The organism is Candidatus Kuenenbacteria bacterium (assembly GCA_012797775.1).
Lineage (GTDB): Bacteria > Patescibacteriota > Patescibacteriia > UBA2196 > GWA2-42-15 > JAAZMX01.
Genome location: JAAZOM010000031.1, coordinates 1 through 14,998 on the forward strand (window position 1 = coordinate 1; position 14,998 = coordinate 14,998).

Below are 14,998 nucleotides of genomic sequence, written 5' to 3' on the forward strand. Positions count from 1 at the left end.
CGGAGGGAGTGAGATTCGAACTCACGAGGCCCGTGAAGGCCTAACAGTTTTCAAGACTGTCCCGTTCAACCGCTCCGGCATCCCTCCGAGCTGGCGCCAATGCGCTCACTTTTTCTTCTATCTCACTGCCCCAATCTGCATATACCAACCTTGCGGCTTCTTACACAGGGGGCACTTACCCGGCGCACTTTTACCCTTGTGAATATAACCACAATTCAAACATTTCCACTCCACCTCTTCCTCGTTCTCAAATAATTTTCCCTGCTCCAGCCGATCAGCCAAAACAGTATAACGTTCCGCATGTTTTTCCTCAACCTCAGAAATTTCTTGAAACAAACGAGCTGCCTCAACCACTCCCTCTTCCTCGGCTACTTTTTTAAAATCAGGATACATCGTCCCAAACTCATATTCCTCTCCTTCAGCTGCATGTCTCAAATTTTCAAGAGTTGTGCCCACTGGGTGAATATCATAAGTATTGGTCATCTCTGTCTTTTCTTTTAATAATTCCAATTCCTCTTCGGCATGCGCCCGCTCGTTGTCTGCTGTTTCCTCAAATACACTTGCTATCCATTCATAACCCTCTTTACGTGCCTGTTTGGCAAAAAAAGTATACTTATTTCTGGCCATTGATTCACCCGCAATAGCTTTGAGTAAATTCTCTTGTGTTTTTTTCATATTTTTTATTTAATTGCTAATAATTTTTAAAACAATCCATGACTATTAAAGCATTGGGTATATTTTTTGTCTTCAGTTGCCAAATGCCCCGCCAGCCAGTCTTCCAAAAAGCCTATCAACTCAGCCATCACCTCGTCCCCCTCTTTTTGATATCTCTCCTTAAACTTTAGCACATCAGCCAAAAGCTCGCTATGCTTTTTCTTGTGCTCCTCGGCTAGCTCATAGCCAAATTTATCAAAATATTTTTCCTCGGTCGCAAAATGAAAACTGGCATATGCTTCCAGCTGGCGCAAAATATTTGGCAGCTCTTTCTTTCTCTCAGCCTTATAGACTACCTCATAAAGACTATTCAAAATCGCAAGAAATGTCTGGTGTTGATGATCTATCTCTTTAACGTTCACGCTTAGTTCTGGTGTCCATGGTATTGGCATATATGTAAAATTAATTTTATAACTTGGCGGAGAGGGCGAGATTCGAACTCGCGAGACCCATGAAAGGCCTACCGCTTTTCGAGAGCGGCCTGTTCAACCACTCCAGCACCTCTCCACAAATTCATCTCCACTATATCATTTTGCCCCGCAAAAATCAAAAAGCCCTGAATCTTCAGGGCTCTCCCTATTTACTTCACCCTATTCTTCCTGAACGGGCTTTGCTTTCTTTCTCCTGACTACTTTTTTTGCTACTGCTCTCTGTCCTTTCACTGGCGACATAGATTCTTCTTTCACTGGACTTGCCAATAAATTACTAGTCTGAGCCGGGCCCAAGGTAACCACAGCCAACCTGACAATCTTGCTCTCCACCTCGTCTTCGTTTAATTTTTGAAAAAATAATACCCAAGATGAAATCTCAAAAACATTCAACACCGCCGCGATAACAAACATCACTGCCAAATAAATTGTTGCCACCAAAAATAAAGTTATTTGTGCCAACAAAACAGAGCCCACATAAGTCGTAGTCAATAAAGCAAAAACATAAATAACGATTGGGAAAATTAAATACTTAAATATAGCATTTAAAATAATTCCTACTACCAAAAAAACAAACCATAGAATTACTGCCATTTCCACAGAAGCCAACCAATTTCTTTTGAACATACCCCAAGCCTCACTCAGAGCCGCTCTCAGGCTCCTGTCTTTGTTAACAATAAAAATTAAACTATATCTTATTATGAAAGACAACACCACCCCTATCGGCACTAAAATAATAAAAGAAATTGCCACAAATAAACTAGTAATTGAATTGGCATATTCCGGCTTGAAAATCAAAACCAAAAAAGGCAAACTAAAAATCAACAAAATAACCAAGGCCACCACGGCCATTAATAAATTTAATAAAAGTAAAGGCCAAAACTTTTTTCTACCATGTGCCAAAACTTCACCAAAAAATAATCTCCTGCCCTGATCTGCCTCTCTCGCCCCATAAATCAAAGCACCCTGAGAAACAATAGACAGCCACAGCAGAAAAAAACCCAGAGCCAACATAATAATGAATAAAAGCACCACCCAAATATTAATATTAGCTATTACCTGGGACCATTCTAGCGTCCCAAGCGTCACAAAAAACTCCTTCGCCCTGATCAACCAATCTCCCCCATTGCTAGCCTCATCAACGCTAAAATTTATATTATAAATTCCCGCACTGCCAAAAACAGCGGCGAACAATCCAAAAAACCATAAATATTTAAAGTGGCTGGTTATGTTCCAGGCCTGTTTTAATATTGGCCTATATACTTGCTCCATAATATTAAATTTAATTTTTTATTTTGTATTTTTATTATACCACATCTACAAACACCGCACCAAATACTTATTCATCTTTTGTGGCCCTGCCAGACCTAGTCCTTTTTTCTGCGCTGTTATCTTTTGGCTTCTCTCCCACAATTTTTTCAAATTCCTCCCTTTCCAAAACCTCTTTTTCCAAAAGCTCGCTCGCCACTCTTTCTAACTGCTCTTTGTTCTTTGTTAAAATATTCATCGCTCCCTTATAAGCATCATCTATATATTCAGCGACCTCTTCGTCTATTTTCTCCGCCAACTTCTCTGAATAATCGCGCTGTTCACTTATCTCCTTACCCAAAAATATCAATTCTTCCCTTTCGCCAAATGTTCTCGGTCCAAGTCTTTTACTCATGCCATATTGCATTATAAGGTCTTTAGCCAAATCAGTCGCTCTCTTTAAATCTGACGTCGCGCCAGTGGTGACCTCCCCAAAAATCAACTTTTCTGTTGTATACCCGCCAAGCAAAACAGCCATGTCGTCCAAAAATTCTGAATAGGCATGCATATGTTTATCTTCTGTTGGCAATTTTATCGTATAGCCTCCGGCCTGACCCCTGGAAATTATAGACACCTTGTGTACTGGATCAGCATTTGGTAGCATGTGTGCCACCAGAGCATGACCTGCCTCGTGGTAAGCAGTTATCTTTTTTTCTTTTTCCGACAACATCCTCGATTTTCTCTCTGGACCGATCATCACCTTATCAATACTTTCCAAGACATCTTTCATGTCTATTTGTTTTTTATCACACTTAGCCGCGAGTATCGCCGCTTCATTCAAAAGATTGGCCAAATCGGCCCCGGAAAAACCCGGAGTCCTAGCAGCTATCGTGTGCAGATTGACTTCCCCGGTCAGGGGTTTGCCTGTCGCATGTATTTTTAAAATTTCTTCCCTATCTTTCAGGTCTGGCAGGTCAACGGTCACCCTCCTGTCAAATCTTCCCGGCCGAAGAAGCGCCGGGTCCAAAACATCCGGCCTGTTGGTAGCGGCGAGTACTATCACGCCTTCATTTGGCTCAAAGCCGTCCATCTCTACTAAAATTTGATTCAGTGTTTGTTCTCTCTCGTCATGAGAACCGCCAAGTCCCGTTCCCCTTCTTCTCCCCACTGCATCTAGCTCATCCAAAAATACAATGCACGGAGCATTCTTTTTTGCCTTATCAAAAAGAGACCTCACCCTTGAGGCACCCACGCCCACGAACATCTCCACAAATTCTGAACCAGAAACATAAAAAAATGGCACGCCGGCTTCGCCAGCTACGGCTCTAGCCAAAAGTGTCTTGCCACAACCTGGCGGCCCCACCAATAATACTCCTTTGGGTATTTTTGCTCCAAGATCAATAAACTTTTTGGGGTGCTTCAAAAATTGTACTATCTCCTCAAGCTCCATCTTGGCTTCCCTTGCCCCAGCCACCTGATCAAATTTTACCTTCTGTTTTTTATTATCATCAGGCTTTTCTGCTTTAGCCTCACTCTGACCAAAAGACATTGCCTTTCTATTGACCCCCTGTACTTGGCGCGACACAAAAAAGACAAAAGCCGCTATTAAAATAAATGGCAGCAGAAACGGCAAAATCACAGACAGCCAATACTGCCAGCCGCTATCAGTTTTAATCACAATATTGGTATTACGCAGCTCTTCATCAGAAACACCATAATTAGACAAGGCCTCACTCAAAGATTGTACTGCTTCTTTATGAGCGACTAAAGATTTTTTATCTACTCCGGTCACCAAAAGTTTGTTGCTCTGAACCTCTATCCTTTCTACCTCTCCTGCTTTTATTTTATTTGCCAATTGGCCTAAGCTCAGCTCTTCCACTGTATTCGAGTTGTTTTCAAATAAAGATAATATACCGGCAACGGCAATCATCACCACAAAAAAGACAATAAAGGTCTTTGATATATTCTTCATAAAAGTTCCCAAAAATTATAAATAAATATAGATATATTATAACAATATATCTCTAAAAAACCAAAACCCCTTTGTCGGGGGTTTTGATATTTTTGGAAATCAAATCTTATTCCGTGCTAAGCCCTAGCTTATGACCGACGGGCTCGAAGTTGGTGATAGTAAATTCATATTCCTTGCCAACTTCCAATTCCTGCTTTTCGCCCTTCTCACCCAACCGGGCCAAACCCTGAATATTGGGCTCTATCTCTACAAAAACCCCTAGCTTATGTTTTTTGACCACAGCAGCCTTTACCTTATCCCCTACTTTATATTTGTCTTTTACTGCTTCCCATGGATCCTTTTCCAATCTCTTCAAAGACAATGACACCTTTCCAGCATTAATATCAATAATTTGTGCCCGGACTTTTTGCCCCTCTTTCACAATATCTCTCGGGTCGTCTATTCTCTGCCAACCCAATTCAGAAATATGAATCAATCCTTCTAAGCCATTACCAAATTCCATAAAAGCTCCAAAATCAACCACTCCGGTTATTACCCCATCTACTGTATCTCCTTTTTTGTATTCATTCAAAAGCTGCTTTCTCTCTTCCAAATCAACCGCCCTCTCCGAAACTATAAGTGTTCCACCATCATCATTTACATCCAAAACTCTCACTTTGAGCTTCGTCCCCACCAATGATTTTAATTTTTCCAATATCTTATTTTTATTACCACCTATTACCCGGGGATAATGCTCTGGCGATAATTGTGAAACTGGCAAAAATCCCATAGTTTGGTCCAGACGTACCATCAGTCCGCCTTTGTTAGCGTCCAAAATCACCACTTCGACTATTTCACCTTCCTGTTTTGCTTTGCGCAGCTTATCCCAAGCCTTTTTGTGCCCCGCTTGCCGCAAAGAAAGCTCTACCAAACCCTTTTCGTTCTCATAATCGATCACTGTGGCATTTATCCTGTCGCCTACTTTCAAATCGCTATATTCGCCAGACTCATCATATGCCTCATAACCACGAATAATACCGGTCATGAGACCATTTAAATCTACAATTATTTCATTGCGCCCCACAAATACCACCTCTCCCTCTACCAAATCTCCGGCCTTGGGCAAGGCTGGGCTCTCTTCAGAGTTCAATAATTTATCCATGTTGCTCACCTTTGTTTTGTTTGCTATTACCATAAAATTAGTTAATAATAAGGGCCAACGTCATGCCGTTTAAGCCCCTTGTTAGTTAATAAAAATATACAATTTTTTAATTTATAATTTAGGTTAATTAAAAGTAGTATATACCATTTTCTAATATTTGACAAGGGGGGCCAAAAACTGGTAATATTAAGGCATCTAAAGGGCATTTTTCAATCTTGGTGCCTTTAATTTTATTACCTTTTTTAATAATAGATTACTCAAAAATTAATAATTAATAGAAACTATGGCTATTGATAAAATAGGAGGCCCGACTCCTAAAGAAATGGGGGTTGAGCAAGAGCCACCAAAATTCAAAAGAGATGATAAAGTAAGATTAACGCCAAAAAAAATAGCGCAACTGACAGAAGAGAATCTTATGTATGGCTTTCCGCAGACAGAGGGAATAGTAGAATCTATTAACGAAAATATGCTGTCTGTTAGATTTGGAAATGCGGTAAGGCAAGTTGATGATACAGAAATAGAAATAATTAAATAAATTACCAAAATTCTTTTTTAAGGGAATATACCTTTTTATAACGTGGAATTCCTTTAAATGCTATTAACTCTATTATTTTTCTTATAAATAAATTGATCTTATGCAAATCCAATGGCTCGGCAATTCCTGTTTTAAAATTCAGGTCAAAAACAACGCTCATGAAACGCTAGTTTTGACTGACCCCTATTCACCCAAAAGTGGCCTGGGCAAAGGGCGCTTCTCTGCCGACCTGGTCATCTATAGCCAAGAAAAAAACGATCTCCTGCTTGACCCAGGAGAAATAAAAGGGACCGAACAAATGGCGAATCCTTTTATTATAAAGAGCCCGGGCGAATATGAGCTCCAAAGTTCTTTTGTTTACGGATTGCCACATTCATCAAAAGAAAAAAACACCCTTTATGTGCTTTCTATTGAAGATATAAAAATCGCTTTTCTCGGCTTGTTAGACAAAAAAGATCTCTCCAGTAAAGAACTTGAGGCTATTGAGGGCGTTGATATCCTCCTGATACCCGTTGGTGGCAAAAATATTCTAAACGCCGCCGACGCTGCCAAGCTCGTCAATGAAATTGAACCGCGCATTATTATTCCTATGTGCTACAAAACAACGGGTACATCCGTAGATTTTGAAACCGTCGACCGCTTTGTCAAAGAAATGGGCAATAAAAAAGAAGAACTAGACAAACTAAAAATTTCCAAAAAAGACCTGCCCCAAGAAGAAACTCGCTTAATTTTATTGAATATTTAAAATGAGTTTTTCTCTCCAAAACCCCCGCGCCAAAATGTATCTCTCCATTGCTCTGACCATGGCTGCCATTTTTGCTGTCTGGGTTGTCACTTTGACTCGCACCCTGAAAAAACCACCGACCCAAAAAAGCAGTAATATCTCCTCTGATTTAAAACCGCTGGAAGAAAAACTCTCCGTGCTCTTCCAAGATCTACAAACCCTCAAAACCGCTCTAGACCAATCAGCGACTACTACGGCCACCTCTCTCCAGGGCGGTCCCCAAATAAAACCAGAAGAACTGGACAAAATTATTGAACGACTAGATATCAGTACCTCCACCACAACCAGCACGCCCACTACTACAAAATTAATAAAATAATCACCTATTACTAATCACTAGTTACGAGTTACTAGTTACTAATCCTATCTATGAAAGATAAAAAACCAACCAAAGAAACAACCCCAGAGGAAATTACCCCCTTTGCCGAGGCTATTGAACCACGTGAAATCGTCCAGGAAATGCGTGAATCCTATCTAGACTATGCCATGTCTGTTATTGTGGCGAGAGCCTTGCCCGATGTTCGTGACGGTCTCAAACCAGTACATCGTCGGATTCTTTATGCCATGTGGGATATTGGGCTAAAGCCCAGCGCCAAATTCCGAAAGTCTGCCACCGTTGTCGGCGAGGTCTTGGGCAAATATCACCCCCATGGCGATGCCGCTGTTTATGACTCCATGGTTCGCTTGGCTCAAAATTTTTCTATGCGCTACCCACTAGTCCATGGTCAGGGGAACTTTGGTTCTATGGATGGTGATGGCGCTGCGGCCATGCGCTACACCGAAGCCAAACTTGCCTCTATCTCCGAGCAAATGCTTGCTGACTTAGAAAAAGATACCGTCAATTTTATCGCCAATTACGATGGTACTCAAAAAGAACCCCAAGTCCTGCCAGCCAAACTGCCCAACCTCCTCCTAAATGGCTCTCTTGGTATTGCCGTTGGTATGGCCACCAGTATCCCCCCGCACAATTTGGGCGAAGTAATTGATGGCATCTGCCATCTCATTGATCATCCCGACGCTGACCTCGACGAACTGATGGAGCACATCAAAGGACCAGACTTCCCTACTGGTGCTTCTATTTTCAACATTGCTGACATCAAGCAAGCCTATGCTACCGGCAAAGGGTCTATTGTCATGCGTGCTGATTCCGAAATTATTGAAACCAAAAACGGTTTTCAAATTATTATTTCTTCCGTTCCTTACCAGGTCAATAAATCAGCCCTGATCGAACGCATCGCCGAATTAGTCAAAGACAAAAAGGTTGAAGGCATCAAAGATATCCGTGATGAATCTGCCAAGGGCGATGTCCGTATCGTCATTGATCTCAAAAAAGATACCTACCCCAAAAAAATACTAAACCAACTTTACAAACAAACTGCCCTCCAAGGCTCATTTCATGTCAACATGCTGGCTCTCATTGACGGCATCCAGCCGCGCGTTTTAACCCTGAAAATGGTCCTCGAAGAATACATAAAACACCAGCAAGAAATTATTGTCAGGCGCACCAAGTTTGATCTGGACAAGGCCAAAGCACGCGCCCATATCCTCGAAGGCCTTATGCTCGCTTTGAGCAAAATTGATGCTGTCATAAAAACCATCAAAGAATCCAAGGATCGCGATCAGGCCAAATTAAATTTGATGGATAAATTCAAATTGACTGAGCTTCAGGCTATTGCCATCCTTGAAATGAAACTCCAACAATTAGCCAACCTAGAGCGCCTGAAAATCGAAACCGAGCTCAAAGAAAAAATCGCCCTGATCAAAGAACTTGAATCTATTTTAAAAAGCAAGGACAAAGTACTCCGTATTATCAAAGATGAACTAAGGGGCATCAAAGAAAAATATAATAACGAACGCAAAACAAAAATTTTTAAAAACGCTGTGGATAAATTTTCCCAGGAAGATCTGATACCAGACGAAAGCGTTATTGTCGTTATCACCAAAGATGGCTATATCAAACGCCTACCGCCAGACACCTTTAAAACCCAAGCTCGTGGCGGTAAAGGTGTCGCTGGAGTCACCACCAAAGAAGAGGATGCCGTAGACTCACTCTTTGCTACCACCACCCATAAGGATCTATTATTCTTCACCACTCGTGGTCGTGTCTTCCAACTCAAGGCCTATGAAATACCAGTTGCTTCGCGCACAGCCAAAGGCCAAGCTGTCGTCAATTTCCTCCAGCTCGCCCCGGGTGAAAAAGTTTCTGCCGTTCTCTCTCTGGCCGACCTCAATACCTACAAATTTCTAGTCATGTCTACCCGTCAGGGCACTATCAAAAAAGTTGCCTTGGAACAATTTGAAAATGTCCGCCGCTCCGGCCTCATTGCCATTAAACTCAAAAGCGAAGATGTCCTCGATTGGGTAAAGCCCTCTACTGGCAAAGATGAGGTTATCCTCACTTCTACTGTCGGCCAAGCTATTAGATTCAAAGAAACCAACCTCCGCCCCATGGGTCGGACTGCCTCGGGCGTTCGCGGTATTCGCCTAAAAAAAGGCAGTGAGGTTATTGGTATGGATATTATCAATTCCAACAACAGCAAGGGCTTTATCTTTGCTCTCTCTGCCACTGGCACTGGCAAATTAACTTCACTCAAAAATTATAAAATCCAAGGTCGCGGCGGATCTGGCGTCAAAACCATGAAGCTCACTGCCAAAACCGGCAAACTGGCCTCTTCCTTTATTGTTGACCCAAGCAATTTGCCTGAAGAAGTCAAGGGTGATCTTCTGATTATCTCCGGCAAGGGTCAAGTTATCCGCCTACCTTTGAAATCGGTCCCCAATCTCGGCCGCGACACCCAAGGCGTCCGCCTCATGCGCCTCAAAGAAGAGGGCGACGAGGTCGCCAGCGTCACTTTGATGTAATCAACTATTCACCTCAATTTCAAAAACCCCGCTATCCCACGGGGTTTTTCCTTTTTTAGCTAAGCCGCTCTTCTCCCGCCTTCTTTATATCCCTTCTCTTTCTCTCCCTCTTCCCCAATATCCCCATACTCCCTGATTTCTTCCGCGATCTCTTCTTCATATTTCGTTTCCATTGTGTCATCTGTTTCGTCCGTTGAGTCCTCTGTTCCATCCAAGGAATCACGCTCCCACATCTCTTCATAAGCTTTACTCTGATTCTCCTTCATACTTATTGCTGTTCTTCGCTCTTTTCTATCGTTTCCTCCCCTGTAAAAACTTTCCTCAAAATGTCCCAATCTCCTGCTCCCCTTTTTATCCTTATCACCTTTAAACTCATTTCCACCCACCACCCGCTGTGGCCCACTTCTATCCATGCCTTCTGTGTTTGGCACCACCTTCTTTTGGATTTCTTTATATGGGTCTTCTACTTTTTGCCTCTTGCTTTCTGAGCCCACCACTTTAAACCCTGAATTTCTTGTTATCTCATCTTCATGGTCTCTCTCCCACTGAGGAAATTTACCTCTTTCAGTAGGATATCCAACCTTTATTGATCTCCCCATATTTTTTATCTTAATTATTATATCTAAATTTTACCCCCCCCACATACTCACGTCAAATAACCAAAAGTGAAAAACCAAAAACCACTCCGATATTCATCAGAGTGGTTTTAAAATTATTATATACCCTGTGTAGGGTTCGAACCTACGACCATCTCCTTAAGAGGGAGCCGCTCTACCAACTGAGCTAACAGGGCATAAATTCATACGCCCGCCAGGATTTGAACCCGGAACCTTCTGGTCCGAAGCCAGACGCTCTATCCGGTTGAGCTACGGGCGCAAAAATACCAAAACGGGATAATTATTTACTAATTTTAAAAAATAATAAAGCGCTTTATAAAATCAATGCTATTGAAGCACTTTTATTCTCCCTATATTTCTTGCCAACTATTTGCTCTTCAGCGCGTCTTTCAAGGTCTTCCCTGCCCGAAATTTCGGTACTGTCACTGCTGGCACCTGGATTCTTTCCTCTGGTTTCTGCGGATTGACTCCACCTCTGGCTGATCTGAATTTGGCGATAAATGTACCAAATCCGGTCAAGGTCACCTCATCGCCTGCTTTGAGCTGTTCGATCACTGTTGCTTCAAAAGAATCCAAGACCTGCAGCACATGTCTCCTGTCTACTCCGGTTTTCTCGGCAATTTTTTCTATTAAACTAGCTTTGTTCATAAAAATTTATTTTATTAGGCCGGCTACTGCCAGCCAAAAGACCTTTAGTATTTTTTAAATTTTTACTTCACTATCTAGACGTTCAATTTTTTTGGCTCGCCCACTCTTCTCGTCTATCTCCACCAAAACCGCATTGATCTGTGCTATCCCCTCTTCTGGTATCTCAAATCTGGTTGGTATCTGGGTTAAAAATAAATTCAATGGCCCTTCTTTTTCTACTCCAATTATACTATCTCTGGCTCCCACCATGCCCACATCAGATACAAAAGCCGTTCCTTTGGGTAAAATTTTATTATCACTGGTCGGCACATGAGTGTGGGTGCCAAGTACTGCGCTCACCCGACCATCCACATACCAGCCAAAAGCATTTTTTTCCGAGGTCGCCTCTGCGTGAAAATCTACCACCACTATATCACTTTTTGCTATCTTTAGCAATTTTTCTATTTTATCAAATTCCCGAAAAGGGTCTTCAAAATTTTCCTGCAAAAATACCCGGCCATTCAGATTTATCACACAGACTCTTTTGTTTTTTATCTTGATAGTGGCATATCCTCTCCCCGGCAAACCTTCTGGATAATTGGCAGGTCGAATAATTTTATTTTCAAAATTGGTAAACACTTCTTCATAGCCCTTCTTGGCAAAAACATGATTACCAGTCGTCACCAAATCAACCCCTGCGGCCAAAAGCTCACGCAATGTGTCTTCTGTCACTCCGGTCCCATGAGCAATATTTTCCCCATTGGCAATAATCAAATCCGACTTATATTTCTTTTTATATTTTGGGATGATCTCCGCCAGCGCCAGCCGGCCTATCTTTCCAGTCACATCACCAAAAAATATTATCTTCATAAACCTTAATTTTCATTATTTATTAACGCCCTACCATCTTTTATCTCCAAAAACAAAGACCACCACACCACGGCCAGGGCATATTCTATCTTTGGTATTAATTCCTTATTTATCCTATGCCACAAAGCACGATCAAAACCATTTTTTAAAAATTCTTCATATAAACCCAGTGCTTTTATCTTCACTGCCATCGCCCCAATAAACGCCTCCACTTCCCGGCTCTTAATTTCTTCTAGCCTATCAAATTTTGGTTTTTGACGCTTACCAAATACCTGCCAAAAATTTATAGTTGCTTCAAAAATCATATGCCTGTTTTTTAGGCTCGACGGTCTATTCGCAAAATAATAAGGGTCTTCCCAGTCTCTATATTTTTTTATTGGCCTTACTCTCCTACCAAAATGATGTGATGGCGACAAGGCATCCACAATAAAATGACTCATCCAAGTAAAGTCGTTCTCCCAAGGCAAATTTTGCATTGCTCGCTCCTTTGCATCTCTATATTGTCTATAAATTTGTTTTAATGCCCCACCTTGACCCGTCTCTGGATTATAATAAGACTCCGATGTTGCTCTACCCCCTTTCATCCAAAGTCTGTCTGGCCCATAAGCCCCATCATATTTAAAAACATCTTTCATTTTTATAAAATCACCAAATTCTGGCTTGAGTTCTTGCAACGCCCTGTAAGTATCATAATAAATCAAACTATGACTGTCCCAACGCAACCAAGCCGGTGGAAAAGAAAGAATTGAACTTATTACCCCAGAATTCATAATAAAACTAAATTAATTTTGAGTTTTAACTTTTAAGTTTTTATCTGGCATATTCCTCTACCCGCGTCTCTCTTATCACCAACACTCTTATCTCACCTGGGTATTTCAACTCCTGCTCTATTTTATCAGCTACCTCTCTGGCCAATTTTTTAGCACCCCAATCATCCACCACGCTTGGTTCCACAAATACCCGCAATTCTCTGCCCGCCTGTATCGCATAAACCTTTTCCACCCCAGCAATATTTTTGGCAGTATTTTCGAGATCATCCAAACGCTGTACATATTGCTCATAAGTATCCTTTCTAGCCCCTGGCCTTGCCCCAGAAATTGCATCCGCTGTTTTTACTATAACACCTTCGAGAGATTCTGGGTGGTCCTGATGATGTTCCAAGGAGACTCTGGCTATTTCTTCTGGCAAGCCAAACTTCTTCATAATATCATAGCCAATCTCTGGATGCCCGCCTTTTACTTCATGATCAACTGCTTTGCCAATGTCGTGTAAAAGGCCTCCTTTTTTGGCAATCGCCACGTCTGCTCCAAGATCCTGGGCCAAAAGTCCTGATAACAAAGACACCTCTATTGAGTGCTGCAAAACATTGTGTCCATAACTGGTTCTGTATTTCAAACGGCCCAAAATTTGCACCAATTTTGGATCCAATCCGCCAACTCCCACAGTATACATAGCGTCTTCGCCTGCTTTTTTTATTTCAATAGATAAATCCTTTTTTGCAGCTTCTATTGCCTCTTCTATCCTACCTGGATGAATCCGGCCGTCAGCCATCAATTTTTCCAGAGCCACTCTGGCAACCTGCCTTCTAATTGGGCTAAAACCAGACACCCAAATTGTACCCGGAGTTTCATCGACAATCAATTCTGTCCCGGTCAATTGTTCAATTGCTTTTATGTTGCGTCCCTCTTTGCCGATTATTCTCCCCTTCATCTCGTCACTCGGCAGGTTGACAGTTGTCGTGGTCGTTTCAGCCGAATGTGAGGTAGCACAACGCTCTATTACCGATGACAAGATATGTTTGGCTTTTTCCTCGAGCTCCTCTGTGGTCTGTCTTTCTAATTTACGTACCCTATTATAAAGCTCCTCTTTTACCTCGGACTCCACGTTATTAATCAAAACCTGCTTCGCTTCATCCTTGGTCAAAGCAGCTATCTTCTCCAGCTTTTCCATGCCCCGCTCCTTTATCTTTTGTAAATCTTCCTTCAGGGCGTCTATACTTTTTTCTTTTTCAGACAACTTTGTCCTCTTATCCTCAAATTCCAAAAGCTTTTGGTCAAACATCCCTTCTCTTTTTTCCAGTCTTCGTTGGATCTCCAAAAGCTCCCTGCGTCTCTTGTCTTCCTCTTGTTTGGCGTTTTCCAAGACCTCCAAAGATTTATTTTTGGCTTCCAAAATAAGTTCTCGATATTTATCCTTAGCTTCGGAAATTATCTTTTCTACTCTAGCCTCGGCTGTCTGGGCATCGTGCTTCGCAATAGTACGACGAAAATAGTACCCGACGGTCACGCCTATACCGAGTACTAGCAAAAATATTAAAACTTCCATATTTATTCCCCTTGAAATTAAAGAAGGAGGAAATTTTACACTCTAAAAATCTACCTGAGATAAAACAACTGGCCCTAAGACAAAAAGCCCCAAAGCCTCTTTGAGAAAAAGAAAAATTTTAAACTAAAACTAGTAAAAGAAAACATTTAGTTTAAAAAAACAGTTCCTGTCTCTTGCCCTTATCTCCCGTTACCGATATTTGAGAGTGCCCTCTTTCCAATCCCCTGCTTTAAAAATTTAATTTATATAAAATCAGCTTTTTCAAGCTATTTCTAGCATATCATAAATCACCGCTTTTGGCAAGCCTTCTAATATAAAGCCAAGCTAATTTTTCACCCTTGCCTTTTTATAAAACTTGTGTTAATATTTCTTTAAATTTTACTGCCCTATTATCTAACGTATCCTTGGCTAAACAAACCATGGCAGTAAAAACAAAAAGCTGGGGATATCGAAAGGGAATATTATGTTGGATCGAGACAAAAAACAGGCCTTGATCAAAAAGTTCAAGACCCACGACAACGACACTGGTTCACCCCAGGTCCAGATTGCTATTTTGACCGAAGAAATTCACGAGCTCACCGACCACCTAAAAAAACACAAAAAAGATTTCTCCTCTCGCCGTGGTCTTTTTAGAAAAGTAAATCTGCGCCGCAAGCTTCTTTTATTTTTGAGTAAAACGGAACCTGAAAACTATGAGGCTCTTGTCAAAAAACTGAAAATCAAAAAAATCACTGAACCAGAAGGCAAAAAAGACATCTTGGAAGAGGAAGCAATAAAAACGGAAGAAGAAACCAATGAAGAAGAAAATTAAATCGTTTATTTATTAACCTTTCGCCAAGCTCGCCGCTTGGCGAATTATAATTAATTGGCTGGCA

General features: G+C 41.5%; 15 protein-coding genes and 4 tRNA genes. 5 read left to right on the forward strand and 14 right to left on the reverse strand.

Features of this window, described 5'->3' with window-relative positions:
- From GYA54_04635 to GYA54_04665, 7 genes are all read right to left on the reverse strand, one after another.
- A tRNA-Ser gene (locus tag GYA54_04635) sits at positions 1 to 87 on the reverse strand.
- Positions 88 to 117: 30 nt separating this feature from the next.
- Positions 118 to 684, reverse strand: coding sequence for a rubrerythrin family protein (locus GYA54_04640; GenBank protein ID NMC51971.1), 567 nt, complete (start codon positions 682 to 684; stop codon positions 118 to 120).
- 17 nt (positions 685 to 701) lie between these two features.
- Complete coding sequence (locus GYA54_04645) at positions 702 to 1,106, reverse strand: hemerythrin family protein (protein ID NMC51972.1); 405 nt, start codon at positions 1,104 to 1,106, stop codon at positions 702 to 704.
- Between the two features lie 24 nt (positions 1,107 to 1,130).
- Positions 1,131 to 1,221: transfer RNA gene (locus tag GYA54_04650), tRNA-Ser, on the reverse strand.
- A gap of 83 nt (positions 1,222 to 1,304) precedes the next feature.
- Positions 1,305 to 2,414 (reverse strand): hypothetical protein, encoded by a 1,110-nt coding sequence (locus tag GYA54_04655; protein NMC51973.1) that lies wholly within the window; start codon positions 2,412 to 2,414, stop codon positions 1,305 to 1,307.
- Between the two features lie 67 nt (positions 2,415 to 2,481).
- Positions 2,482 to 4,320, reverse strand: coding sequence for an ATP-dependent zinc metalloprotease FtsH (gene hflB / locus GYA54_04660; GenBank protein ID NMC51974.1), 1,839 nt, complete (start codon positions 4,318 to 4,320; stop codon positions 2,482 to 2,484).
- Positions 4,321 to 4,468: 148 nt separating this feature from the next.
- Positions 4,469 to 5,536: a S1 RNA-binding domain-containing protein gene (locus tag GYA54_04665; protein NMC51975.1), complete on the reverse strand. Its 1,068-nt coding sequence runs from the start codon at positions 5,534 to 5,536 to the stop codon at positions 4,469 to 4,471.
- Between the two features lie 250 nt (positions 5,537 to 5,786).
- Between GYA54_04665 and GYA54_04670 the strand changes: the two genes are divergently transcribed.
- From GYA54_04670 to gyrA, 4 genes are all read left to right on the forward strand, one after another.
- Complete coding sequence (locus GYA54_04670; protein NMC51976.1) at positions 5,787 to 6,038, forward strand: hypothetical protein; 252 nt, start codon at positions 5,787 to 5,789, stop codon at positions 6,036 to 6,038.
- A gap of 100 nt (positions 6,039 to 6,138) precedes the next feature.
- Complete coding sequence (locus tag GYA54_04675; protein NMC51977.1) at positions 6,139 to 6,783, forward strand: MBL fold metallo-hydrolase; 645 nt, start codon at positions 6,139 to 6,141, stop codon at positions 6,781 to 6,783.
- A gap of 1 nt (position 6,784) precedes the next feature.
- A complete protein-coding gene (locus GYA54_04680) occupies positions 6,785 to 7,141 on the forward strand; it encodes a hypothetical protein (GenBank protein NMC51978.1) in 357 nt (118 codons plus the stop codon).
- Between the two features lie 50 nt (positions 7,142 to 7,191).
- Positions 7,192 to 9,684 (forward strand): DNA gyrase subunit A, encoded by a 2,493-nt coding sequence (gyrA, locus tag GYA54_04685; GenBank protein ID NMC51979.1) that lies wholly within the window; start codon positions 7,192 to 7,194, stop codon positions 9,682 to 9,684.
- 59 nt (positions 9,685 to 9,743) lie between these two features.
- Here gyrA and GYA54_04690 read toward each other — a convergent pair whose 3' ends face one another.
- The 7 genes from GYA54_04690 to rny all read right to left on the reverse strand — a co-directional run bounded on the left by GYA54_04690 (position 9,744) and on the right by rny (position 14,123).
- Positions 9,744 to 10,283, reverse strand: coding sequence for a hypothetical protein (locus tag GYA54_04690; GenBank protein NMC51980.1), 540 nt, complete (start codon positions 10,281 to 10,283; stop codon positions 9,744 to 9,746).
- A gap of 121 nt (positions 10,284 to 10,404) precedes the next feature.
- Positions 10,405 to 10,477 (reverse strand) — tRNA-Lys (locus GYA54_04695).
- Between the two features lie 9 nt (positions 10,478 to 10,486).
- Positions 10,487 to 10,560, reverse strand: a tRNA-Arg gene (locus tag GYA54_04700).
- Positions 10,561 to 10,667: 107 nt separating this feature from the next.
- Positions 10,668 to 10,949, reverse strand: coding sequence for an HU family DNA-binding protein (locus tag GYA54_04705; GenBank protein ID NMC51981.1), 282 nt, complete (start codon positions 10,947 to 10,949; stop codon positions 10,668 to 10,670).
- A 54-nt stretch (positions 10,950 to 11,003) separates the two neighbouring features.
- The gene (locus GYA54_04710; protein ID NMC51982.1) at positions 11,004 to 11,798 is read right to left on the reverse strand and encodes a TIGR00282 family metallophosphoesterase; all 795 of its coding nucleotides are present in this window, start codon (positions 11,796 to 11,798) and stop codon (positions 11,004 to 11,006) included.
- Positions 11,799 to 11,803: 5 nt separating this feature from the next.
- Positions 11,804 to 12,568, reverse strand: coding sequence for a hypothetical protein (locus tag GYA54_04715; protein NMC51983.1), 765 nt, complete (start codon positions 12,566 to 12,568; stop codon positions 11,804 to 11,806).
- 40 nt (positions 12,569 to 12,608) lie between these two features.
- Complete coding sequence (gene rny, locus GYA54_04720; protein ID NMC51984.1) at positions 12,609 to 14,123, reverse strand: ribonuclease Y; 1,515 nt, start codon at positions 14,121 to 14,123, stop codon at positions 12,609 to 12,611.
- 463 nt (positions 14,124 to 14,586) lie between these two features.
- Between rny and rpsO the strand changes: the two genes are divergently transcribed.
- Positions 14,587 to 14,934, forward strand: a complete 348-nt coding sequence (gene rpsO / locus GYA54_04725) for a 30S ribosomal protein S15 (GenBank protein NMC51985.1) — start codon at positions 14,587 to 14,589, stop codon at positions 14,932 to 14,934.
- Positions 14,935 to 14,998: the final 64 nt, after the last annotated feature.

Bases quoted from the DNA above. Each gene is read 5' to 3' on its own strand.
- GYA54_04645 (NMC51972.1), bottom strand. From the start codon at position 1,106: ATGCCAATACCATGGACACCAGAACTAAGCGTGAACGTTAAAGAGATA.
- GYA54_04655 (NMC51973.1), bottom strand. From the start codon at position 2,414: ATGGAGCAAGTATATAGGCCAATATTAAAACAGGCCTGGAACATAACC.
- hflB (NMC51974.1), bottom strand. From the start codon at position 4,320: ATGATTGCCGTTGCCGGTATATTATCTTTATTTGAAAACAACTCGAAT.
- GYA54_04665 (NMC51975.1), bottom strand. From the start codon at position 5,536: ATGGTAATAGCAAACAAAACAAAGGTGAGCAACATGGATAAATTATTG.
- GYA54_04670 (NMC51976.1), top strand. From the start codon at position 5,787: ATGGCTATTGATAAAATAGGAGGCCCGACTCCTAAAGAAATGGGGGTT.
- GYA54_04675 (NMC51977.1), top strand. From the start codon at position 6,139: ATGCAAATCCAATGGCTCGGCAATTCCTGTTTTAAAATTCAGGTCAAA.
- GYA54_04680 (NMC51978.1), top strand. From the start codon at position 6,785: ATGAGTTTTTCTCTCCAAAACCCCCGCGCCAAAATGTATCTCTCCATT.
- gyrA (NMC51979.1), top strand. From the start codon at position 7,192: ATGAAAGATAAAAAACCAACCAAAGAAACAACCCCAGAGGAAATTACC.
- GYA54_04690 (NMC51980.1), bottom strand. From the start codon at position 10,283: ATGGGGAGATCAATAAAGGTTGGATATCCTACTGAAAGAGGTAAATTT.
- GYA54_04705 (NMC51981.1), bottom strand. From the start codon at position 10,949: ATGAACAAAGCTAGTTTAATAGAAAAAATTGCCGAGAAAACCGGAGTA.
- GYA54_04710 (NMC51982.1), bottom strand. From the start codon at position 11,798: ATGAAGATAATATTTTTTGGTGATGTGACTGGAAAGATAGGCCGGCTG.
- GYA54_04715 (NMC51983.1), bottom strand. From the start codon at position 12,568: ATGAATTCTGGGGTAATAAGTTCAATTCTTTCTTTTCCACCGGCTTGG.
- rny (NMC51984.1), bottom strand. From the start codon at position 14,123: ATGGAAGTTTTAATATTTTTGCTAGTACTCGGTATAGGCGTGACCGTC.
- rpsO (NMC51985.1), top strand. From the start codon at position 14,587: ATGTTGGATCGAGACAAAAAACAGGCCTTGATCAAAAAGTTCAAGACC.